15 protein-coding genes are annotated in these 21,568 nt (G+C 73.7%); 5 read left to right on the forward strand and 10 right to left on the reverse strand.

What is annotated here, in order from left to right:
- Nucleotides 1-26: 26 nt before the first annotated feature.
- The gene (locus tag ACFWH7_RS07015; RefSeq protein WP_378215757.1) at nt 27-2,162 is read right to left on the reverse strand and encodes an acid phosphatase; all 2,136 of its coding nucleotides are present in this window, start codon (nt 2,160-2,162) and stop codon (nt 27-29) included.
- 97 nt (nt 2,163-2,259) lie between these two features.
- On the reverse strand, nt 2,260-5,988 hold the full coding sequence (locus tag ACFWH7_RS07020) for a GH92 family glycosyl hydrolase (protein ID WP_378215758.1): 3,729 nt from the start codon (nt 5,986-5,988) through the stop codon (nt 2,260-2,262).
- A 231-nt stretch (nt 5,989-6,219) separates the two neighbouring features.
- Here ACFWH7_RS07020 and ACFWH7_RS07025 point away from each other — a divergent pair, with 231 nt between their 5' ends.
- Nucleotides 6,220-8,952: a DEAD/DEAH box helicase gene (locus ACFWH7_RS07025; protein WP_378215759.1), complete on the forward strand. Its 2,733-nt coding sequence runs from the start codon at nt 6,220-6,222 to the stop codon at nt 8,950-8,952.
- 83 nt (nt 8,953-9,035) lie between these two features.
- On the opposite strand, the gene ACFWH7_RS07030 is transcribed toward ACFWH7_RS07025, so the two are convergent.
- Together ACFWH7_RS07030 and ACFWH7_RS07035 are read right to left on the reverse strand one after the other, a co-directional pair.
- Nucleotides 9,036-9,461 (reverse strand): carboxymuconolactone decarboxylase family protein, encoded by a 426-nt coding sequence (locus tag ACFWH7_RS07030; protein ID WP_378215760.1) that lies wholly within the window; start codon nt 9,459-9,461, stop codon nt 9,036-9,038.
- A gap of 70 nt (nt 9,462-9,531) precedes the next feature.
- A complete protein-coding gene (locus ACFWH7_RS07035; RefSeq protein WP_378215761.1) occupies nt 9,532-10,521 on the reverse strand; it encodes a GNAT family N-acetyltransferase in 990 nt (329 codons plus the stop codon).
- Nucleotides 10,522-10,637: 116 nt separating this feature from the next.
- Between ACFWH7_RS07035 and ACFWH7_RS07040 the strand changes: the two genes are divergently transcribed.
- Nucleotides 10,638-11,363 carry a VIT1/CCC1 transporter family protein gene (locus tag ACFWH7_RS07040; RefSeq protein WP_378215762.1) on the forward strand — a complete coding sequence of 242 codons (726 nt, stop codon included), beginning with the start codon at nt 10,638-10,640 and terminating at the stop codon, nt 11,361-11,363.
- Between the two features lie 25 nt (nt 11,364-11,388).
- Complete coding sequence (gene ybaK, locus ACFWH7_RS07045) at nt 11,389-11,892, forward strand: Cys-tRNA(Pro) deacylase (RefSeq protein WP_378215764.1); 504 nt, start codon at nt 11,389-11,391, stop codon at nt 11,890-11,892.
- 102 nt (nt 11,893-11,994) lie between these two features.
- On the opposite strand, the gene ACFWH7_RS07050 is transcribed toward ybaK, so the two are convergent.
- Entirely contained in the window at nt 11,995-12,393 is a 399-nt protein-coding gene (locus ACFWH7_RS07050) for a YccF domain-containing protein (RefSeq protein ID WP_378215766.1), read from the reverse strand.
- A 109-nt stretch (nt 12,394-12,502) separates the two neighbouring features.
- Between ACFWH7_RS07050 and ACFWH7_RS07055 the strand changes: the two genes are divergently transcribed.
- Complete coding sequence (locus ACFWH7_RS07055; RefSeq protein ID WP_378215768.1) at nt 12,503-13,249, forward strand: YggS family pyridoxal phosphate-dependent enzyme; 747 nt, start codon at nt 12,503-12,505, stop codon at nt 13,247-13,249.
- A gap of 73 nt (nt 13,250-13,322) precedes the next feature.
- On the opposite strand, the gene ACFWH7_RS07060 is transcribed toward ACFWH7_RS07055, so the two are convergent.
- From ACFWH7_RS07060 to ACFWH7_RS07075, 4 genes are all read right to left on the reverse strand, one after another.
- Nucleotides 13,323-14,372 (reverse strand): lipoate--protein ligase family protein, encoded by a 1,050-nt coding sequence (locus tag ACFWH7_RS07060; protein WP_378215769.1) that lies wholly within the window; start codon nt 14,370-14,372, stop codon nt 13,323-13,325.
- Between the two features lie 108 nt (nt 14,373-14,480).
- Entirely contained in the window at nt 14,481-16,139 is a 1,659-nt protein-coding gene (gene cimA, locus ACFWH7_RS07065; protein ID WP_378215770.1) for a citramalate synthase, read from the reverse strand.
- A 1,039-nt stretch (nt 16,140-17,178) separates the two neighbouring features.
- Nucleotides 17,179-18,312 (reverse strand): branched-chain amino acid aminotransferase, encoded by a 1,134-nt coding sequence (locus ACFWH7_RS07070; RefSeq protein WP_378215771.1) that lies wholly within the window; start codon nt 18,310-18,312, stop codon nt 17,179-17,181.
- Between the two features lie 209 nt (nt 18,313-18,521).
- Nucleotides 18,522-19,565: a 3-isopropylmalate dehydrogenase gene (locus ACFWH7_RS07075; protein WP_378215772.1), complete on the reverse strand. Its 1,044-nt coding sequence runs from the start codon at nt 19,563-19,565 to the stop codon at nt 18,522-18,524.
- Nucleotides 19,566-19,696: 131 nt separating this feature from the next.
- On the opposite strand from ACFWH7_RS07075, the gene ACFWH7_RS07080 reads away from it, so the two are divergent.
- Nucleotides 19,697-20,914 carry an ROK family transcriptional regulator gene (locus ACFWH7_RS07080; protein ID WP_378215773.1) on the forward strand — a complete coding sequence of 406 codons (1,218 nt, stop codon included), beginning with the start codon at nt 19,697-19,699 and terminating at the stop codon, nt 20,912-20,914.
- Nucleotides 20,915-20,984: 70 nt separating this feature from the next.
- Here the strand turns inward: ACFWH7_RS07080 and ACFWH7_RS07085 are convergent, their stop codons facing one another.
- Nucleotides 20,985-21,524 carry an ASCH domain-containing protein gene (locus tag ACFWH7_RS07085; protein ID WP_378215774.1) on the reverse strand — a complete coding sequence of 180 codons (540 nt, stop codon included), beginning with the start codon at nt 21,522-21,524 and terminating at the stop codon, nt 20,985-20,987.
- Between the last annotated feature and the right edge of the window lie 44 nt (nt 21,525-21,568).

The following is a 21,568-nucleotide window of genomic DNA, read 5'->3' on the forward strand; positions in this document are numbered from 1 at the left end:
CCCTCGACGCCTCCCGGGTCGGTCCGTCAGCCGCAGGCCGGGACGACGACGTCCCGCGCGACCTCCTGGGTCGCGCCGCCCGGTCCGGTCGCCGTGACGGTCACGGGCACGCCGGCGCCCGTCTCCACACCGCGCACCGCGAACGACTGGTACGCGTTCGTGCCGGGGGCCACCGCGGCAAAGGACTTCTCCCCCGCGCCGGTGACGAGCGCGACGGCGAGCGCGTCGTCGGACACGTTGCGGGCGCGGACCGCGACGTACGGCGCCCCGGCGAGGCAGCGCGCGGACGTCTCGACGTCGACGAGCGGTGCCGTCGGCTCGCCGACGACCTCGCCGTCGACGGTGAGCGTGCCGTCGGCGTTCACGACGACGTCCGCCGCCATGGCGGCCGCGAGGTCGAGGCGCTGCCACTCGGCCTCGCCCGCGACGTCGAGCGCGTAGCCCGAGTCGAGCGCGGTCGCGGCGAGGACGAGGCGGCGCTGGTCGCCCGTGAGGTCGGGGAACGCCGTGCGCAGCAGGTCCTCGGCACCGGCGGGCACCCGGACGTCGCGGCCCGCCTCGCCGACCCGCGGGAACCCGTACGTCAGGCGCTGGTCGTAGACCGCGAGCGCCTGGTCGGTGGGGAGGTAGGGCACCTGGTCCTGGGCGCACACCGCGATCTCGTCGCCGCACTCCCGCTCCAGCACGGTGACGAGCTCGGTCCGGGCCTGCTCGAGGAGCACGCGGAACGCCGGGTCGGACCACCGGAGCTGCGCGATGTTCTGCCCGGCCATGCGGCCGCCCATGACGTCGAGCGGGTAGTGGAAGCCGAGCACGAGGCGGTTGTCGCCGTACTCGGACGCGCGCGCGAGGATCTGCGGCGCGAGCTCCGGCAGGAGCGTGGCGAGCACGGTGCCCTGCGCGTAGCCGTGGTTGGTGTGCCCGCTGGGGAACGAGCCGTTGTTGCGCAGCCCCTCGTAGCTGCCGGAGGTCTCGAACGCGTTGACGTGGCCGCCGGCGGACGTGAAGCCGAGGCGGACGAACGGCCGCTTGTAGTCGTAGGCGGCCTTGGCGGGCTCGTGGTTGCCGACCGACTTCTCGACGCGCCCGGACAGCAGGGCCTTCGTCTTGGGGAGCCGGCCGTCGGCGAGCGCGTCGCGGTAGATCGGCCCGAGCTCGCTGCCGAGCGCGTCCGCCATGGTCTCGTACGCCGAGCCGCGCCCGTCGGTCAGGGCGCGCTGCACCTGCGGGTCCCCGGCGACGTAGGCGTTGTTGCGCGCGAGCGAGCCGAGGTCGTTGGCGCTCGTGGGCCGGCCGGGCTCGTTGGGCGAGAGGATCTCCGGGTGGTTCGCGCGCAGGTCGGCGAACCCGCGCAGCATCCAGGTGAACCAGTCCTGCCCGGCCGGGGCCGACGGCGTCGCGTCGGACGCGTAGGTCCGGTCGAGGACGTCCTGCGGGAACGGCATCGACGGGTCGTCGGTCGTGGAGAGCGCGAGGGAGAAGAAGACGTCCGAGCTCGTCGCGTTGCACTGGTGGATCTCGACCGCGATCGTGTTCTCGCCGGAGACCAGGGCGTCGGCGGGGATGACGAGCGTCTCGCGCAGCGGGGCGGTCGCGCCCGCCTTGTCCTGGTACTGCAGGTTCCGGGTGATCATCGAGTCGCCCCAGCCCGCGACGCGCTCACCGTTGACGTAGACGGTGGCGGAGTCGTCGTAGACGAGCGTGCCCCGCAGACCGGTGATCTCGTCGAGCGTGGCCTCGTCGAGGGTCACGGTCGTGCGGAAGAAGTACGCGGGCACGACGACCTTGGGGGTCTGCGTGATCCAGTAGTCGAGCAGCGTCGTGATGGTGTTGCCGCCGCCGATGCCGCTCGCGGTCCCGTTGACCGCGCCGAATCCTGGCCGTCCGGTCTTCCAGGCCGCGTCGTCGAACGCGGGGTCGGCCCACACGGTCCGGTCAGCGTTCCCCGCGGCCGGGTCGGTGTTGTCGTCCAGGTAGCGCCAGGTCGTGCCGGCGCCGACCACCTCGGTCGGCGTGAACGCCTCCGCGGCGCGCGCCGCGGGCGCCTGGAGCGCCGCGGCGAGCAGGAGCGCGAGCGTCGTGAGCGCCGCCAGCAGGGCGAGCGGCGCGGTGGTCCGGCGGTCGCGGGGTCGCGGGGCCGGGTACGTCGTCGTACCGGTCATGGGTCGTCCCTCTCGTCGATGTCGTCGGTCAGGAGCGCGCGCAGAGCGCACGTGGAGGACGGTGGTACGGGACCGTACGGCCCCGCACCACCGTCGATCAGGAGCAGGCGACGGCGTCGTACGCGGCCGTGACCTGCTGGGGCTCGCCGTCGGGCGTCGTCACGGTGACCGTGACCTCGCCCCCCTCGACGGCGGCGGCGCGGGTGGCGAACGACTGGTACGCGTTCGCCCCGGGCGCGACCTCGGCGAAGAGCTTCGAGCCGTACGGGGTCGCGAGCTCGATCGCGGCGGGCTGCTCGCCGGTGTTGAGCGCGCGCACCGCGACGAAGGCCTTGCCGCCGAGGCAGCGGGCCTGCGCCGTGACGTCGACCTGGGGCGCGGGGACGACCCCGGTCGCGTCGGTCGCGACCGCGAACACGTGGAACCGTGTGTTGCGCGGCAGGGTGAGGCTCGTCAGCACCTTGCCCTCGGGCACGGCGACGGGCGCCGTGGCGTAGAGCCCGCAGCCGAACCTGTCCGTCCCGGTCCCGTTGCCCCGTGCGCCAGGCTTGGCGACGAGGATGTTGCTCGGCTCGGACGAGCCCGTGCACCAGTCGCTCAAGGCGACCTGAGCCGTCTGGCTCGTCCCGTCGGCGAAACCAAGGACGAGGTCGCCGCGCTGCGTGCCGTGGGTCGCCGTCCCGACGACCGAGATCGTCCGCGCACCGCGCTGCGCCTCGGGCACCTCGAGCACCTGGCCGTTGGCCGCGACGTTGTCGGGCTCGCCGGCGGGTGCAGCGCCCAGCAGGTACGTCAGGTCGGTGCCCGGGACGGTCAGCTCGAGGCCCTGGACCACGCCGAGGTCGGCGAGCAGGTCGCGCAGGAGGTACGCGCCGGACCCGTCGAGGTTCGCGTTGGCCGCCCCGGCGTCGCCGATGCCGACGTTGTCGAACGCGCCCGCGATCCACGACTCCCCGGACACGACGACCGAGATCTCACGCACCGCCTCGGTCCCCGCGGCGTCGCGCACGACGAGCCGCACGGTGTGCACGCCCGGCTCCGCGTCCGCCGCCGCGGCAAGGGTGACCGTCCCCTCGACCGTGGCCGGCAGGCCGTCGGACTCGGCGGTCCACTCGGCGAGGTCGGTCGTCGCCGTCACGGCGCCGTCGGACGTGACCTCGAGCGTCCCCGTCGAGGTCCCGGCGCCCTGCGCGACGACCTGGACGGCGACCTCGGCCTCCCCGCCCGGGGCGAGGACCGGCTGCCGCGGCGTCGCACCGACGAACAGGCGCTCGACCGTGCCGTCCGCCGGCACGACGGCGCCCGGCGAGGCCGCGGGGTCGGTCGCCCAGGCGGACGGCTCGGTGCCGACGGACACGTCGAGCGTGCCCGCGGCGGTGAGCTCGTCGCCCGTGACCCAGGCGCGGTCGAGCGGCTCGCCGCCGAGCGCCACGGACTGCGTGTAGTGCGCGTCCGGCGCGACGCCGTCCGCCGTGAGGTGCAGGGAGTCCCGACCGAAGACCTCGGGGTCGAGCGTGATCGTGACGTCGTCGAACAGCGGGGTCGTCAGGCCCCACAGGTCGGTGCCCGGCACGATCGGGTACACGCCGATCGACGAGAGCACGTGCCACGCAGACATCGTGCCGAGGTCGTCGTTGCCCGTGACGCCGTCGGGGCCGTCGGTGAAGAGCGTCGACGCGGCGCGCACGACGTCCGTCGTCTTCCACGGCTCGCCCGTCCACAGGTAGACGTACGGCGCGTGGAGGTTCGGCTCGTTGTTCGGGTTGTAGGTCTCCCAGCCGTAGTAGTCGTACGTCCCGTTGACCCAGACCTCGCTCGCGACGCGCGCAGGGTCCGCGACGAGCTCGTCGTAGGCGAAGAACGCGTCGAGGCGGTCGACCGCGGCGTCGGTGCCGCCCATGAGGTCGAACAGGCCCGGCACGTCCTGGGGCACGAGCCACTGGTACTGCACCGCGGTGCCCTCGTGGAAACCGTCCGAGTGCGCCGGGTCGGCGTCGCCGACGAAGAAGCCGTCGGCGCTGCGCGCCCGGAAGTTGTCGGTGCGCGGGTCGAACACGTTGCGGTAGCTCTGGCCGCGGGCCGCGTACCGGTCGGCGTCCTCGTCGTGGCCGAGGCCGCGGGCCATCGTCGAGAGCATCGCGTCGGCGAGCGCGTACTCCATCGTCGCGGAGGCGCCGTGCTGGAGGTCGTAGTCGCCGGGCTTGCCCGAGCGCGCGGGCTCGTGCGGGACGAACCCGTCGCGCAGGTACTCGACGTTCGCCGCGCGCCCGTTGAAGGGCGAGTCCGCGGGCGGGACGCCGTCGGCGTTCTCCTTGAGGACCGCGTACGCCTCCTCCTCGTGGCCCGCGAGAAGGCCCTGCCGCCACGCGCTGACGAGGAACGGCGTCGCCGGATCTCCGGTCATGATGTTCGTCTCGACCGTGCCGTAGCCCCAGCGCGGGAGCCAGCCGCCCTGCTGGCCCTGGCGCACGAGCGAGAGCGCCATGTCGGCCGACTCGTCGGGCGCGAGCAGGTAGAGGAGCTGCTGCTGGGTGCGGTACGTGTCCCAGAGCGAGTAGTTCTGGTAGTAGGTGAAGTCCGGTTCGGCGGCGTGGACCTCCTGGTCCCAGCCGCGGTAGCGCCCGTCGACGTCGGAGCCGACGTTCGGCGCGAGGAAGCTGCGGTAGAGCGAGGAGTAGAACGTGCGGAGGTCGTCCTCCGCACCCTGCGCGACCTGCACGAGGCCTAGGCGCTCCTCCCAGGCCGCGCGCGCGGCGTCGTGCACGGCGTCGAACGTGCCGGCCTCCGCGGCGAGGTTCGCCGCGGCGCCGTCGGCGCCCACGTAGCTCATCGCGGTGACGGCCTCGACGTCGAGGTCGCCGCCGGTCGTGTCGAACGTGACGTACGCGCCGCGGCGCCCCTCGCCGCCGGACGCGGCGTCGGAGCCTGCGGTGACGGTCGCGCCGTCCCACGTGCCGTGCGCGACGAAGGGACGGTCGAAGGTCGTGCGGGTCCAGATGGTCTGCGGCTCGGTGTCCTGGCAGAAGCCGCGGACGGTGATGCGGGTCTCGACCGTGCGGTCGTCGACGACGCGCACGTCGGACTCCGTCACGCGGTTGAGCGCCTGGCCCGCGTTGAGCAGGACGTTCGCCTGCGCCGTCGCGGGGAACGTGTACCGCTGGACGCCCGTGCGCGCGGTCGCGGTGAGCTCTGCCTCGATCGTGCCCGCCGACGCCTGGAGACCCACGCGGTAGTAGCCGGGCGAGGCCTCCTCGTCGTCGTGCGAGAAGCCGAGTGCGTACTGGCCGTAGTCGGTCGAGGTGATCGCGCCCGTCGTCGGGAGGGTCGGGAGCGGGCCGCCGAGCCCGCAGCCGACGCCCGACAGGTGCACGAGCGAGAAGCCGCGGACCGACGTGCGGTCGTAGTCGTACCCGACGTTGTGCCCGTTGTCCGGGGAGAGCTGCACCATGCCGAACGGGACGGCGGCGCCCGGGTACGTGTTGCCGTCGTCCTTGGTCCCGATGAACGGGTTGACGTAGTCAGCCAGCGGGCCGTCGACCGCGGCAGCGGCGGCATCGGACCCCGTCGCTGCCTCCGTCCGGGCGGTGGTCGTGGGCGACGCCCCGATCGCAGGCCCCGCGTACGCCGCCAGCGGGAGCGCGAGGCTCGCCGCGGTGGCCAGGGCGACGACGGCGCCCGCGCGACGCCGACGCCCGCCGGGACGCGGCGGGCGAGAGAGTGACGGTCCGGTACGTGCCGAGAATGGATCGCGACCAGCGTTGATAGCGCTGTCTGCCCGCATGTGGTGCTCCCCTTGGTCCCACGGCGGCGTGGGGTCGGTGGTCATCGATGACTCGGAGGCCGGGCCCGGCCACGACGCCGGTCCCGCGGCATACCCTCGCACACGCTGACAGCGCTATCAAGCCCCGTGGCCCGATCTCCCGGCCTGCCGAACCCGGGGTTGTCCCCCGGTTCGGCGGCGAACCCGGGAACAACCCCGGGTTCGGCACAGCCCGGCGCGGTAGGCGCGACGGGCCGGCCGACGTCGCCAGCGCTCCACACCTGACAGACTCGTGCCGTGACCACCACGACCGGCCGCACCCCGGCTCTCCTCGCGCACGTGCCCGCCCCGACGGGCAAGGCCCCCGACCCGGACGCGCTCTACGAGGGGTTCACCACGTGGGCGACGGAGCAGGGCCTCGAGCTCTACCCGCACCAGAGCGAGGCGCTCATCGAGCTGGTCACCGGCTCGCACGTCATCCTCTCGACGCCCACCGGGTCGGGGAAGTCGCTCGTCGCGATGGGCGCGCAGTTCGCCGCGCTCGCCGCGCACCGGTCGGGCCGCGGCGGCCGCACGTACTACACGGCGCCGCTCAAGGCGCTGGTCAGCGAGAAGTTCTTCGCACTCGTCGCGGCGTTCGGGTCCAAGAACGTCGGCATGACGACGGGCGACTCCGCCGTGAACCCCGACGCCCCGATCATCTGCTGCACGGCCGAGATCCTCGCGAACATCGCCCTGCGCCGCGGCGGCGAGGGCGCCGGTGCGGACGACGACGCGATCTCCCAGGTCGTCATGGACGAGTTCCACTTCTACGCCGACCCGCAGCGCGGGTGGGCGTGGCAGGTTCCCCTGCTCGAGCTGCCGAACACCCAGTTCCTCCTCATGTCCGCGACGCTCGGCGACACGACCCGGTTCGTCGAGGAGCTCGAGGAGCGCACGGGTCGGCCCGTCGCCGAGGTGACCACGGCCCAGCGGCCGGTCCCCCTGCACTTCAGCTACGTCGTCGAGCCGCTGACGGAGGTCATCGAGGAGCTGGTCAGCACGCGCCGCGCGCCCGTGTACGTCGTGCACTTCACGCAGAAGGACGCGGTCGAGCGCGCGCAGTCGCTGCTGTCGATGAACGTCGCGACGAGGTCCGAGAAGGAGGCCATCGCCGCCGAGCTGGGCGACTTCCGCTTCGGCACCGGGTTCGGCAAGACGCTGAGCAAGTTCCTGCGGCACGGCGTCGGCGTGCACCACGCGGGCATGCTGCCCAAGTACCGGCGCGTCGTCGAGCGCCTCACGCAGGCGGGGCTGCTCAAGGTCGTGTGCGGCACGGACACGCTCGGCGTGGGCATCAACGTGCCGATCCGCACCGTGCTGCTCACGAGCCTCGTGAAGTTCGACGGCGAGCGCATGCGCCACCTCACGGCGCGCGAGTTCCACCAGATCGCGGGGCGCGCGGGCCGCGCCGGGTACGACACCGTGGGCGAGGTGCTCGTCATGGCGCCCGACCACGTCATCGAGAACCGCAAGATGCTCGCCAAGGCGGGCGACGACCCGAAGAAGCTCAAGAAGATCGTCCGCAAGAAGGCGCCGCAGGGGTCGGTGAACTGGACCGACGCGACGTTCGAGCGCCTGCGCGACGCCGAGCCCGAGCCGCTGACCAGCCACTTCACCGTGACGCACGCCATGGTGCTCAACGTCCTCGCGCGCACCGCCCAGCACGGCCGCGGCGCGCACGTCGACGCGACCGACCCGCGCCGCGACCCGGTCGAGGCGATGCGGCACCTGCTCCTCGCGAACCACGACACCGACACCCAGCGTCGCGAGCACGTGCGCCAGACGCTGCGCATCTATCGCTCGCTGCGCGTCGCGGGGATCGTCGAGCGCGTGCGTATCGAGGACCCGTCGCGCCCGGAGGGCTACCGCCCGAGCGTGCGGCTCGTCGGCGACCTGCCGCGCGAGTTCGCGCTCAACCAGCCGCTCTCGCCGTTCGCGCTCGCGGCCCTGGACCTGCTCGACGTCGAGGGCGCGACCCACGCGCTTGACGTCGTCTCCGTCATCGAGGCGACCCTCGACGACCCGCGCCAGGTGCTCTACGCCCAGCAGAACGCCGCCAAGGGCGAGGCCGTCGCGGCGATGAAGGCCGAGGGGTACGAGTACGAGGAGCGCATGGCGCTGCTCGAGGAGATCACGTGGCCCAAGCCGCTCGAGGAGCTGCTGGCGCCCGCGTTCGCGATGTACAAGCGGTCCAACCCGTGGGTCGCGGACGCCGAGCTCTCCCCCAAGTCCGTGGTCCGCGACATGGTCGAGCGCGCGATGACGTTCGCCGAGTTCGTGTCCGTCTACGGTCTCGAGCGCACGGAGGGCGTCGTGCTGCGCTACCTCGCGGACGCGTACCGCGCGCTGCGCCAGGTGGTCCCGGAGGAGCACCGCACCGAGGAGGTGCAGGAGATCGTGGAGTGGCTCGGCGAGCTCGTGCGCGGCGTCGACTCGTCGCTCCTCGACGAGTGGGAGCGCCTCGCGCACCCCGTCGACGACGACGCGGACACCGAGGTCGGCGACGGTCCGCTCTCCGGCGCAGGTGCCGAGGCTCCGACCCGGCCGGTCACGGGCAACCCGCGCTCCTTCCGGCGCCTCGTGCGCAACGCGCTGTTCCGCCGCGTCGAGCTCGCGTCCCGCGAGGACTACCGCGCGCTCGGCGCGCTCGACGGCGGCGCGGGCTGGGACGCGGACGCGTGGGGCGACGCGCTCGACCCGCTCTTCGAGGACCAGGGGGACGACGCGATCGGCATCGGCCCCGGTGCTCGCGCGGCGGCCCTCTTCCAGGTCGTGGAGGCGGGCACGGAGCTGCCGGCCGGCCACGAGGGCCCGACGGCGGAGCACGCCCCGGGCGGGGTCGTCCCCGCGGGCACGTGGCTCGTACGCCAGGTGCTCGACGACTCGGCGGGCGACCACGACTGGGCGATCACCGCGAGCGTCGACCTCGCGGCGAGCGACGAGGCGGGCGAGCCGGTCGTGACCGTGCTCGCGGTCGGGCCGCTGTAGGCCGCGCGCCGCAGAACGCTCCCGCGAGGGAAGTGCCCCGGCCGGGGGCGCCACCGTCGGAGCGCCGTGGGTCCCGACCGCGCTCAGGAGAGCGGCAGCAGCCCGCGCTCGGCGAAGACCTGCTTCGCCACGGCCGTCGCGTTGAGCGCCCGCGGGAACCCGCAGTAGACGGCCGACTGGAGGAGCGCCTCGACGATCTCGGCCGGTGTGAGGCCGACGTCGAGCGCGGTGCGGACGTGGATCTCGAGCTGGGGCTCGCACCCGCCGAGGGCGCTGAGCATCCCGAGCGTGACGAGCTGCCGGTCGCGCGGCTCGAGGTGCGGGCGCGCGTAGATCTCCCCGTAGGCCCAGGCCGAGATCTGGTGCTCGAGCTCGGGCGACACGTCCGCGAGCGCCTCGGCGAGGACGGCGCCCGCCGTCGCGTTGACCGCGCCGAACACTCCTCTCCCGTGCTCGTAGCGCTCCGCGCGTGTGGTCGGTCGGTCGTCCGTGAAGTTCCCCTGCGTCACGTCGAGCAGCGTAAGGGACGGCGCGTGACCTGCGTCGACGGTCTCACTCCCGGCGTCGCGAGCCGCGCGGTCAGGAGCCGTCGCGCCGCCGGTCGAACCGCTCCGGCAGGTGGGTGAAGCCCGCGGAGACGTAGGTGGCGACGCCCCCGACGTTGGATGCCGGCGTCGCGACGAGCGCGCTCGAGGCGCCCAGCTCGCGGAGCGCCGCCAGCCCGGCCAGGGTGACCGCGCGACCGAGACCGCGGCCGCGGTGGTCGGCGTGCACCCCCATGGGCTCGATCAGCCCGGGTCGGCCCGGGCCGGCCGACCACACGCCGATCACCGCCATGGCGGGCCCTGGGTCGACGTGCGCCGCCTCGCCGTCGGAGGGGCCGCCGTCGGGCCGGCCACCGACGGGCGGGCCGCCGACGGGCGGGCCGCCGACGGGCGGGCCGCCGACGGGCGGGCCATCGACGGGCGGGCCGTCGTGCACGACGAGGCAGCGTGCGTCGGCGTACGGGAGCCCGGTGGCGAGCGCGTGCCAGCGCTCCGGCGCGGCCCGCGTCCCGCCGAACGACGAGCGGAGCGTCTCGGCCCACGCGGCGGCCTCCGGCGGCCCGACCTCGCGTACCCGGACGCCCGGGTCCTCGACCGGGTCCAGCAGGTCGCGGCGCAGGAGCGCCCACCGCTCGTCGACGCGCCACCCCGCCGCGGCCAGGTGCCGGTCCACCACTGCCCCCACCGGCGCCTCGACCGACGCCCCGCCCTCCCCCAGCACGCCGCGCTCGGGCCGGGTGGCGTCGTCGGCGAGGCGGTGCGCAAGTTCGTCGTCGTGCAGCAGCTCGGGAGCGATCGCGAGCCGGAGCAGGTCCGGCCCGTCGAGCAGGCCGACGGCGACGACCCGCCCGTCGCGGCGCCACGTCCGCAGCGCTGCGGCGGTCGCCGGAGCGCCGAACCGCCAGAACCAGCCCACGTCGCCGGGATGCAGCTGCAGCGGCGCCACGTCGTCCTGCCACGCCTGCAGCGCCTCCAGGGCCTCGCCCAGCCCGTCGACCTCGGGGGTCTCCAGCTCGATCACCATGTCCTGATCAGACCTCACCGCGCCCTGGGGGCGCACGCTCATTGCGTCGTCGGCCGCTCGCGCAGGAGTCCGCGGCCCCCGGTCGCGCCGCGCCGGGAGGCCCCTACGGTGAAGCCATGAGCGACGCACCGCGCAACGGTCAGCACCCCGGCGAGCCGCACCACCCGGAGAGCACGGGGTCACGGCTGAACCGACTGCGCGCCGGGGTGCTGGGCGCCAACGACGGCATCGTCTCGACCGCGGGCGTCGTCGTGGGCGTCGCGGCGACGAGCACGTCGATCCCGGTCATCGCGACGGCAGGCGGCGCGGCGCTGCTCGCGGGAGCGCTGTCCATGGCGGCGGGCGAGTACGTCTCGGTGAGCACGCAGCGCGACACCGAGAAGGCGCTGCTCGCGACCGAGCGCCGCGAGCTCGCCGAGATGCCGGACGCCGAGCTCGACGAGCTCGCCGGGATCTACGAGGCCAAGGGACTGACGCCGGACCTCGCGCGCCAGGTCGCGGTCCAGCTCACCGAGCGCGACCCGCTCGCCGCGCACGCCGACGCCGAGCTGCACCTGGACCCCGACGAGCTCACGAGCCCGTGGGAGGCCGCCGGCGCGTCGATCGCGTCCTTCACGGTCGGCGGGCTGCTGCCGCTCGCGGCGATCCTGCTGGCCCCCGCGAGCGTACGCATCCCGTTGACGTTCGTCGCGGTCGTCCTCGCGCTCGTGCTCACCGGGTGGGGGTCGGCACGGCTCGGGAACGCCCCGACCCGGCGCGCGACGGTCCGGACCGTCGTCGGCGGCGCGGTCGCGATGGGCGTGACCTACGCGATCGGCTCCCTGCTCGACGTCAACGTGTGACCGGGCGCTGCGGCAGAATCGGCCCGTGGCCAAGAAGTCGAAGTTGTCCGCGCACGCCGGCACGCCCGCGGTCGCGCTCCTCGAGCGCGAGGGCGTCGCCCACACGCTGCACCCGTACGAGCACGACCCGTCGAGCGACCTGTCGTACGGCCTGGAGGCCGCGGCGGCGATCGGGGTGCCCGCGGAGCGGGTGTTCAAGACCCTGCTCGCCGTGGTCGACGGCGGCGCGCTCGTCGTGGGCATCGTGCCGGTCGACCGTCAGCTCGACCTCAAGGCTCTCGCCAAGGCGGCCGGCGGCAAGAAGGCGACCATGGCCGAGCCCGCCGCGGCAGAGCGCGCGACGGGCTACGTCGTCGGCGGCATCTCGCCCCTGGGCCAGAAGCAGCGCCACCGCACGTTCCTCGACGACACCGCGCTCGCGTTCGACACGGTCTACGTCTCGGGCGGTCGCCGCGGCCTCGACGTCGGCCTCGCGCCGTCGGACCTCCTGCGCCTCACGGGCGGCGCCGCCGCCCCGATCGCGAGATAGAACCCCGGTCTCACGAGGTAGAACCCTGGTGGGGCGAGGTAGAACCCTGGTCCCTACCAGCGTTCTACCTCGCACGACCAGCGTTCTACCTCGGCCGCTTCGTCAGCGCTGGTAGGCCGTGTACGGGGCGTCGGTCGGGACGATGTCCTTGCCGAGCGGCAGGAGCGAGACGGGGATCATCTTGAGGTTCGCGATCCCGAGCGGGATGCCGACGATCGACACGAACAGCGGGATCGCGGTGACCACGTGCCCGATCGCGAGCCAGATCCCCGCGACGATCACCCAGATCACGTTCCCGATGGTCGACCACGCGCCCGCGGTCGGCTTGTCGACGACCGTGCGGCCGAACGGCCACAGCGCGTAGCCCGCGATGCGGAACGACGCGATCCCGAACGGGATCGTGACGATGAGGATGCAGCAGATGATGCCCGCCAGGACGTAGCCCAGGGCGAGCCACAGCCCGGCGAACACGAGCCAGATGATGTTGAGCAGTGTCTTCACGGCACCGTCCTTTCCCCACCATTCTCGCCGATCGGGCCGCCGCTGCCGATCCGGGACCACCCTGAGACGACCCGGATCTCCGGCTGCCCGCCCGACCTAGACTGGCCGCATGCCCCTCCCCGAGCCGTCGTCCGTGCTGCCCGCGCAGATCGCGCAGAACCTCGCCCGGGTGCGGTCCCGGGTGGACGACGCCGCGCGCGCGGCCGGGCGCGCGCCGTCGGACGTGCGGCTGCTCGTGGCGACCAAGACGCAGCCCGCGGACGCCGTGCGCGCGGTCGTGGAGGCGGGGGCGGACCTGATCGGCGAGAACCGCGTGCAGGAGCTCGTCGCGAAGGCCCCCGACCTCGCGGACCTCGTGGCCCTCGGCCGCGTCGAGGTCCACATGATCGGGCACCTCCAGCGCAACAAGGTGAACCAGGTCCTCGCGACGGCCACGGGGGTCGAGAGCGTGGACTCGCTCGCGCTCGCCGAGGCGCTCGCGGCGCGCTCCACGCGCGACGGCCGGGTGCTGGACGTGCTCGTCCAGGTGAACGTCTCGGGCGAGGAGTCCAAGTCGGGCGCCCGGCCGGACGACGCCACCGCCCTCGCGACCGCCGTCGCCGCGCTCGACGGTCTGCGCCTGCGGGGCTTCATGACGATCGGCGCGAACTCCCCCGACGAGAACGTGGTGCGCGCGGGCTTCGCGCGCCTGCGCGAGGTGCGCGACGCCGTCGTGGGCTCGGGCGCCCCGGGCACCACGGACGCGCGCGAGCTCTCGATGGGCATGAGCGGCGACCTCGAGCTCGCCGTCGCGGAAGGCGCGACGATCGTCCGCGTCGGCACCGCCGTCTTCGGCCCGCGTCCCACGCCGAGGTAGGACGGCCGGTCGCGACGGAGCACCCCGGGAGCTCTACCTCGCGACCGGCAGCTCTCCCTCGCGGGTGGCGGCGTCAGGGGACGCGCGCGGTCCACTCGGGCGTCGAGAACTTCGTCCGTGCGAGCTCCTCGGCCTTCGCCCGCTCCTCGGGCGTGACCTTGCCCTCGACCGTGCGGTACCGCGACCGGAAGTGGTCCTCGAACGCCGCGATGACGGCCTCGCGGGACATGCCCGTCTGCGAGCGCAGCGGATCGACGCGCTTGTTCGCGCTCTTCGTCCCCTTGTCCGAGAGCTTCTCCCGGCCGATGCGGAGCACCTCGGTCATCTTGTCGGCGTCGATGTCGTACGCCATCGTCACGTGGTGCAGCACCGCTCCCCCGCGCAGGCGCTTCTGCGCCGCGCCCGCGATCTTGCCCGCGGGCGACGCGATGTCGTTGAGCGGCTTGTACGTCGCGTCGATGCCGACCGACGCGAGCGCGCCCAGCACCCAGTCGTCGAGGAACGCGTACGACCGCTCGAAGCTCAGACCCTCGACGAGCGAGGCGGGCACGTACAGCGAGTAGGTGATCGTGTTGCCCGGCTCGACGAACATCGCCCCGCCGCCCGAGATCCGGCGCACGACCGTCACACCGTGCCGCGCCGCGCCCTCGGCGTCGACCTCGTTGCGCAGCGACTGGAACGAGCCGATGATCACGGCCGGCGACGCCCACTCCCAGATCCGCAGCGTGGGGCCACGGCGACCGGCGTCGAGCTCCTCGGTGAGCACCTGGTCCAGCGCCAGGTGCATCGCCGGGCTCTCGGGGCCCTCGTGGATCAGCTCGAACGTGTGGTCGTGCCACCCCGTCGCGTGCCCGAGCGCACGACGGACGGCGATGGCCACCGCCTCGGGCGAGAAGCCGATCATGGTGACGTCCTCGCCGAGCGCGCCCTGCACCGCGCTCGCGAGCTGCGCGACCGTCGCCGTCTCGGGCATGCCCGTCAGCGCGCCGTCGATGTCCTCGAGGGCGTCGTCCGGCTCGAGGAAGAAGTCGCCGCTCACCGCGACGCGGGCGAGCCGCCCGGCCTCCACCTCGACGTCGACCGCCACGAGCTTGCCACCAGGAACCTTGTACTCACCGCGCACCCGACCACCCTAAGCCCGCGAGGGCGCGGCTCGGCCGGAGATGTCGGTCACCCGCCGCTGAGGACCGCCGCCGAGGGCCGGGCGTCCCTCGGCGGCGCGGGGTACCGGTCAGCGCGGTTCGACGCCCGCGTGGACCAGGCCGTAGATCGCGGAGTCCGTCAGCGCCTCCCAGGCCGCCTCGATGAGGTTCGGCCCGACGCCGACGGTCGACCACGACGTCGAGCCGTCGGTCGTCTCGATGAGGACCCGCGTGATCGCGTCCGTGCCCTGCTCGGTGTCGAGGATGCGGACCTTGAAGTCGATGAGCTCGAACACGTCGATCTCCGGGTAGACGCGGCCGAGGGCGAGCCGCAGGGCGTGGTCGAGCGCGTTGACGGGCCCGTTCCCCTCGCCGGTCGTGACGATGCGCTCGCCCCCGGCGTGCAGCTTGACGGTGGCCTCGGCCGTCGCCTCCGTGCCGCGCGACCCCGCCCGCTCGACGATCGTGCGCCAGCTCTCGACCCGGAAGTACGGCGGGCGCTCGCCCGTGATCTCCTCGCGGAGCAGCAGCTCGAACGAGGCGTCCGCGGCCTCGTAGGTGTAGCCGTTCGCCTCGTCGTCCTTGACCCGGTTGGTCACGCGCGTGAGGAGCTCGCCCTGGCCCGACAGGTCGAAACCGAGCTCGCGGCCCTTGAGCTCGATCGACGCGCGGCCGGCCATGTCGGAGACCAGCATGCGGATGTCGTTGCCGACCGCCGTCGGGTCGATGTGCTGGTAGAGGTCGGGGTCGACCTTGATCGCGCTCGCGTGCAGACCGGCCTTGTGCGCGAACGCGCTCGCGCCGACGTACGGCTGGCGCGCGTACGGGGAGATGTTGGTGATCTCGCTGATCGCGTGCGAGATGCGCGTGGACTCCTCGAGGCCCTCCCCGGTCAGGGTCCGCAGCCCGTGCTTGAGCTCGAGGTTCGCGACGACCGTCAGCAGGTCGACGTTGCCCGTGCGCTCCCCGTACCCGTTGACCGTCCCCTGCACGTGGGCGGCGCCCGCCTCGACGGCCGCGAGCGTGTTCGCGACGGCGCAGCCCGAGTCGTTGTGCGCGTGCATGCCGAGCAGCGCGTCGCCCGGGAGCGCGTCGCGCCCGTGCGGGAGCCCGACGGCGTCGCGCAGTTCCTCGACGACCTCGACCACCCAGGTCGGCAGCATCCCGCCGTTGGTGTCGCACAGCGCGACGACCTCGGCCCCCGCCTCGAACGCGGCCTGCACAGCGGACCGCGTGAAGGCGGCGTCGTACCGGTAGCCGTCGAAGAAGTGCTCGGCGTCGACGACGACCCGGCGCCCCTCGCCCACGAGGAACGACACGGTGTCGGTGATCATCGCGAGGCCCTCGTCGGGCGTCGTGCGCAGCGCGCGCTCGACGTGCCGCACGTCCGACTTGGCCACGAGCGTGACGACCGGCGCCTCGGAGTCGACGAGCGCCCGCACCTGCGGGTCGTCCCACGCGCGCAGCCCGGCCTTGCGGGTCGAGCCGAACGCCGCGAGCACGGCGTGGCGCAGGTCGAGCTCCTTGGCTGCGCGACGGAAGAACTCGGTGTCCTTCGGCACGGCGCCGGGCCAGCCGCCCTCGATGAAACCGACGCCGAGCTCGTCGAGCAGCGGGGCGATGGCGAGCTTGTCGGCGACGGAGAGGTTCATGCCCTCCTGCTGCGCGCCGTCGCGCAGGGTCGTGTCGTAGACGTGGAAGACCCGGGGCTCGCGGTAGCCGGTCACGGGGTTCGTCGCCGAGGTCATGGTGCCTCTTCCTGCCGTTCGTCGTGTCGCGGACGCCGCAGCGTCCGTCCCTCTGGTCCGTCTCCCAGGACGCCGGGCGAGGCCCTCGTGAGGCGGTGGGCCCGGCATCCGTGCCGCCGGGCGGAGGTGGTGCCCAGCAACAAAAAAACCCCCCGAGGGTGCGGGAGGTCTGCGCGTCCGGTGGGTGCTACCGGGCGCGCTACTCGATAATGAGCTGGGAGACGAGGTGTGTCACAGGGCACATGGTGCCACAGGTTCCGCGAGGATGGACAGGAGCGTCCATCCACTGAGCCGCCCACCGCCCTCGGGCGCGGCGGCAGCCGAGCGAGGAGTGACGATGAGCGACCCGACCCCGGGCGGGTACGACCCGCAGAACCCCCCGACGCGCCGCTACGGGCAGCCGCCCGTGCCGCAGCACGCCCCACCGCCTGCGATCCCGCCCACGGACCCGCAGGCTGGCTTCCCCGAGCAGAGGCCGCCCGTCAACCCCGCGGACCCGCGCCTCGCGGTCGAGGCGGGCCGGTTCTGGGCGGGCGCCGCGGCGACCGCCCTCGTCGCCGCCCTCATCGGGCTGCTCGGGGTGATCATCTTCGAGCGGATCTTCTCGATCACCCTGGTCCCGCCGCCGGACCTGTTCGGCACGGGGTCGCGCCAGGCGGCGTGGGCGATCGACGGGGCGATCCTCGCGGTCCTCGCCGCGGGCATCCTGCACCTGCTGATCCTCAGCACGCCGCGCCCGCGCGCGTTCTTCGGCTGGATCATGGCGCTGGTCGTCGTGGTGATCGCGGTGCTCCCGTTCGCATGGTCGAGCGACGTCACTGCCGCGGCCCTGTCCGGGCTCATCAACCTGCTCATCGGCATCGCGGTCTGGTCGTTGCTCGCGGGTGTCGCCGGGCGCACGATCGTGGTGCGGGCGGCGACCCGCCGCTGTCTCACCGCCCGGCGCGTCCTGGCCCCCCCCCCGGAACGCCCCAGCCGGGGGCCCCCCTCCTGCGGGAGTGGCGCCCCGTCGTCGTGCAGTGTGTGCGGAGGATGCGCCTCAGGCGAGGCGGCGCAGCCAGCCGTGGCGGTCGGCCGCGCGCCCGGTCTGGATGTCGGTGAGCTCGGTCCGGATCGCCATCGTGAGGGCTCCGGCCTCGCCGCCGCCGATGGTGTGGTCGAAGTCGGAGCCCGCGAGGCGCCCGATCGGCGTGATGACGGCGGCCGTGCCGCACGCGAACACCTCGGTCACGGACCCGTCGCGGATCCCGGCGAGGACGTCCGTGAGCGGGATGCGACGCTCGACCACCTCGTGCCCGCGGTCGGTGAGCAGGCGGATGATCGACGAGCGCGTGACGCCCTCGAGGATCGATCCGCTGAGCTCGGGCGTCTCGACCGAGCCGTCCGCCTTGACGACGAACACGTTCATGCCGCCGAGCTCCTCGAGGAACGTCCGCGTCCCGGAGTCGAGGAAGCACACCTGCTCGCACCCGTGCTGCTGTGCGACCACCTGCGGCAGAAGGCTGGAGGCGTAGTTGCCGCCGCACTTCGCGTCGCCCGTGCCGCCTGCTCCGGCGCGGCTGTACTCGCGGTCGACCCAGATCGACACGGGCTTCACGCCCCCCGAGAAGTAGGGCCCGACCGGCGAGGCGATCACCAGGTACTCGGCCTCGAGCGACGGGCGCACGCCGAGGAACGCCTCCGACGCGTACATGAACGGCCGCAGGTACAGGCTCGCCTCCTCGCCCGACGGGACCCAGTCCACGTCGGTGCGCACGAGCGCCGTGATCGAGCCGACGAAGTCGTCGACCGAGAGCGCGGGCAGCGCGAGCCGGTGGGCCGAGCGCGCGAAGCGGGCGGCGTTCGCCTCGGGGCGGAACGTCCAGACCGACCCGTCGGCGTGCCGGTAGGCCTTCATGCCCTCGAAGATCTCCTGCGCGTAGTGCAGGACGGCGGTCGCCGGGTCCAGCAGGAGCGGGCCGTACTTCTCGATGCGGCGGTCGACCCACCCGTCGGTCGAGTTCCAGCTGATCCGCGCCATGTGGTCCGTGAAGACCGTGCCGAACTTCGGGGCCGCGATCGCGGCCTCGCGCTCGGCCGGCGGCGTCGGGGCGTCCGTGGGACGGACATCGAACAGGGCGACGAGGTCCTCCGCCGAGGAGGACGGCTGGTGCTGCGCTGCAAGGGTGCTCATCATGAGGCCTTTCACCTGGCGACCCGGGTGGTCTCCGCCTAGTTTTCCACGACCGTACGGCTCGTGCGGCGATCCGCGCGAGGGTACGACGACGGCAGGGGCGCCACCGGGTCAGAACGGGAGGGATCCGGTCCTGGGGCGATGACGACCGAGGTGCGGGGACTGCGGGCGAACCGGTGCCCGGGTCCGCGCAGGACCCGGGCGGCGTGTCAGCCGGCGACGCGAGCGGCGAGCTCGCGGCCCACCTCGGCCGTCGAGCGTACTCGGCTCCCCCGCTCGGCGAGGTCGGCCGCGACGGCCGCCTCGACGCGCTTCGCCTCGTCGCCGAGGCCCAGGTGGTCGAGCAGCAGCGCGACGGACAGGACCGTCGCCGTCGGGTCGGCCTTGCCCTGCCCGGCGATGTCCGGGGCCGAGCCGTGCACCGGCTCGAACATCGACGGCGCCGTGCGGTCCGGGTTGATGTTCGCGGACGCGGCGAGGCCGATCCCGCCCGTGATCGCGGCGGCCTGGTCGGTGAGGATGTCGCCGAACAGGTTGTCCGTGACGATCACGTCGAAGCGCGAGGGCTTCGTGGTGAGGAAGATGGTCGCCGCGTCGACGTGCAGGTAGTCCGTCGTGACGTCGGGGAACTCGGCGTTGACGGCCTCGACCGTCCGGCGCCACAGGTGGCCCGCGTGCACGAGGACGTTGTGCTTGTGCACGAGCGTCAGGTGCTTGCGCGGACGCGCCTGGGCGCGGGCGAACGCGTCGCGCACGACGCGCTCGACGCCGAACGCCGTGTTGAGGGAGACCTCGGTCGCGATCTCGTGGGGCGTGCCGGTGCGCAGCGAGCCGCCGTTGCCGACGTACGGGCCCTCGGTGCCCTCGCGCACCACGACGAAGTCGATCTCGCCTGGGTCGGCGAGGGGCGAGGTGACACCCGGGTACAGCTTGCCGGGGCGCAGGTTCACGTAGTGGTCGAGCGCGAAGCGCAGCTTGAGCAGCAGACCGCGCTCGAGGACGCCCGACGGGACGCTCGGGTCGCCGATCGCGCCCAGGAGGATCGCGTCGTGGCTGCGGATCGCCTCGAGGTCCGCGTCGGTGAGCGTCTCGCCCGTCGCGTGCCAACGGCGCGCACCCAGGTCGAACGGCGTCGTGGAGACCTTCACGTCCGAGCCGGCCACGGCGGCCTCGAGCACGGCGAGGCCCTGCTCGACGACCTCGGTCCCGATGCCGTCCCCGGCCACGACTGCCAGATCAATGGTGCGCGTCATGCGGCGAGCCTACGCCGCCGCGCCACCCCTCGGGACGGCGGTCTCACGTCTCGGACGTGACGCGGGTTTGCACTCACGGCGCGAAGGAGGCACTATTAGGAAACTTTCTTAAAACGGCTCGAAGGAACATGATGACTGCGCCCACTTCGTCGAGGGTCCCCGGCACTCCGGGGCTCCTGCGCACGATCAACGATCGCGCGGCCCTCGAGCTCCTGCTCGACGCCGGACCGCTCACGCGGTCCCAGATCGGCGACAGCACGGGCGTGTCACGTCCGACCGCCTCGCAGATCGTCGCACGGCTCGAGCAGTCCGGTCTCATCGAGCCGACCGGCTCCGTGCAGGGGGCGCGCGGGCCGCAGGCGACACAGTACGCCGCTCGCACCGACGTCCTCGTCGGGCTCGCGCTCGACGTCGTGCCCGACGGCGTGCGGGCGAGCGTCGTCGACGCGCTCGGTCGCACGCTCGGCGAGACCACCGTCGCCGCCGGCCCGGACCGCGCCGCCGCGACCGACGTCCGCCGGGCGCGCGACGAGGCCTGCGCGGACGCGGGCATCCCGGTCGCGCGCGTGGCGACCGCCGTCGTCGGCGTCCAGGCGGCCGTCGCCCCGCGCACGGGCGACATCGCCCTCGTCGGCGAGCTGCCCGGCTGGCCGCGCGCAGGACTGAGAGGGCACCTCGAGGACGCCCTCGGGATCGACGTGCGCGTCGAGAACGACGTGAACCTCGCCGCGATCGCCGAGCGCGACGCCGGTCGGGACGAGCAGAGCTTCGCCCTCCTGTGGCTCGGCGAGGGCATCGGCATGGGAGCGTGGCTCGACGGCCGCGTCCACCACGGCACCTCGGGCGGCGCCGGCGAGATCGGCTACCTCCCCGTGCCCGCCGCCGGGGTCGACGACTCCGTCAACGTGCAGGACCTCGTCGGCGGCCTCCGGCTCGTCGAGCTCTGCGCCCGGGCGGGCGTCCCCGGGGTCACGGAGGGCACCCCCTACGCCGCAGCCGTCGCCGCCGTCCGGGAGCACCGCGGCACCGACGCCGTCCACGAGCTCGTGCAGGACCTCGCACGTCGCGTCGCGATCGTGCTCCAGCCCGTCGTGGCGATCCTCGAGCCCGACGCCGTGGTGCTCGGCGGGCCGACCGGGGTCGCGTGCGGCGACGAGCTCGCCGAGGCCACGGCCGCCGTGCTCCGCGGCACCGACCAGCGCACGGGTGCGGTCCTCGCGAGCGCCGTCCCCGAGCTCGCGGTCCTGCGCGGCGCTCGCTCCGTCGTCGCGCAGGACGTGCGCACGCTCCTGCTCACCGCGGCGGGCCGACCGGACCACCGGGTCGGCGCGTCACCAGTCCCGGGGTAGTCCTCTTCACCTGCCCCGCGAGCGGTGGCCGGCCGAACGTGGCACGGTCGGCCACCGCTCATCCCCCCGCTCAGCGCGGGTAGCGCAGCTCGAACCGCTCGCACACGAGCGGCATGTCCGGAGCGAACTCTCGCTCCAGCACGCGCCGGAAGTACGTCTCGTGACCGTCGCGCCACGCCTCGAGCGAGCCGTCGTCCTCCCCCTCCGCCAGGGCGAAGTCCGCGTCGACGTCCTCGAACGCGACGATCTCGACCGAGGTCGTACGGACGAGCGCCCGCGGGTGACCCGCGCCGTCGAGCAGGATCGACAGCTCCCCGACGCGCGGCACGGGCTCCCCGGAGTCCTCGTACTCCCACAGCGCGGACGACGTCGCGGTCTTCTCGCCGCTGAGCACCGCCGCGAGCAGGCCGTCGGCGAGCTCGGGGTTGTCGCCGAACGACCACGCGGGCGGCGGCACCGTCTCGGAGACCGTGGTGCCGGTGACCACACCCACCCGCGCCATCCCGGCGCTCGGCCGCGCCAGCTCCCAGAACGCGAGGATCTCCGCCGCCCTCTCGTCCACCACCACGTCGTCCGTCACCGGTTCCCCCTCGTCCGCCTGTCGGGTCATGCCCCTATCGTGGCGCACCCGAGGTCGATCTGCCCGGTCTCCCG

It is taken from the genome of Cellulosimicrobium cellulans (assembly GCF_042723955.1).
Lineage (GTDB): Bacteria > Actinomycetota > Actinomycetes > Actinomycetales > Cellulomonadaceae > Cellulosimicrobium > Cellulosimicrobium cellulans_H.

Coding starts and splice junctions, on each gene's coding strand:
- ACFWH7_RS07015 (WP_378215757.1), bottom strand. CDS start 2,162: ATGACCGGTACGACGACGTACCCGGCCCCGCGACCCCGCGACCGCCGG.
- ACFWH7_RS07020 (WP_378215758.1), bottom strand. CDS start 5,988: ATGACCACCGACCCCACGCCGCCGTGGGACCAAGGGGAGCACCACATG.
- ACFWH7_RS07035 (WP_378215761.1), bottom strand. CDS start 10,521: ATGGTGATCGAGCTGGAGACCCCCGAGGTCGACGGGCTGGGCGAGGCC.
- ACFWH7_RS07040 (WP_378215762.1), top strand. CDS start 10,638: ATGAGCGACGCACCGCGCAACGGTCAGCACCCCGGCGAGCCGCACCAC.
- ACFWH7_RS07055 (WP_378215768.1), top strand. CDS start 12,503: ATGCCCCTCCCCGAGCCGTCGTCCGTGCTGCCCGCGCAGATCGCGCAG.
- cimA (WP_378215770.1), bottom strand. CDS start 16,139: ATGACCTCGGCGACGAACCCCGTGACCGGCTACCGCGAGCCCCGGGTC.
- ACFWH7_RS07070 (WP_378215771.1), bottom strand. CDS start 18,312: ATGAGCACCCTTGCAGCGCAGCACCAGCCGTCCTCCTCGGCGGAGGAC.
- ACFWH7_RS07075 (WP_378215772.1), bottom strand. CDS start 19,565: ATGACGCGCACCATTGATCTGGCAGTCGTGGCCGGGGACGGCATCGGG.
- ACFWH7_RS07080 (WP_378215773.1), top strand. CDS start 19,697: ATGACTGCGCCCACTTCGTCGAGGGTCCCCGGCACTCCGGGGCTCCTG.
- ACFWH7_RS07085 (WP_378215774.1), bottom strand. CDS start 21,524: ATGACCCGACAGGCGGACGAGGGGGAACCGGTGACGGACGACGTGGTG.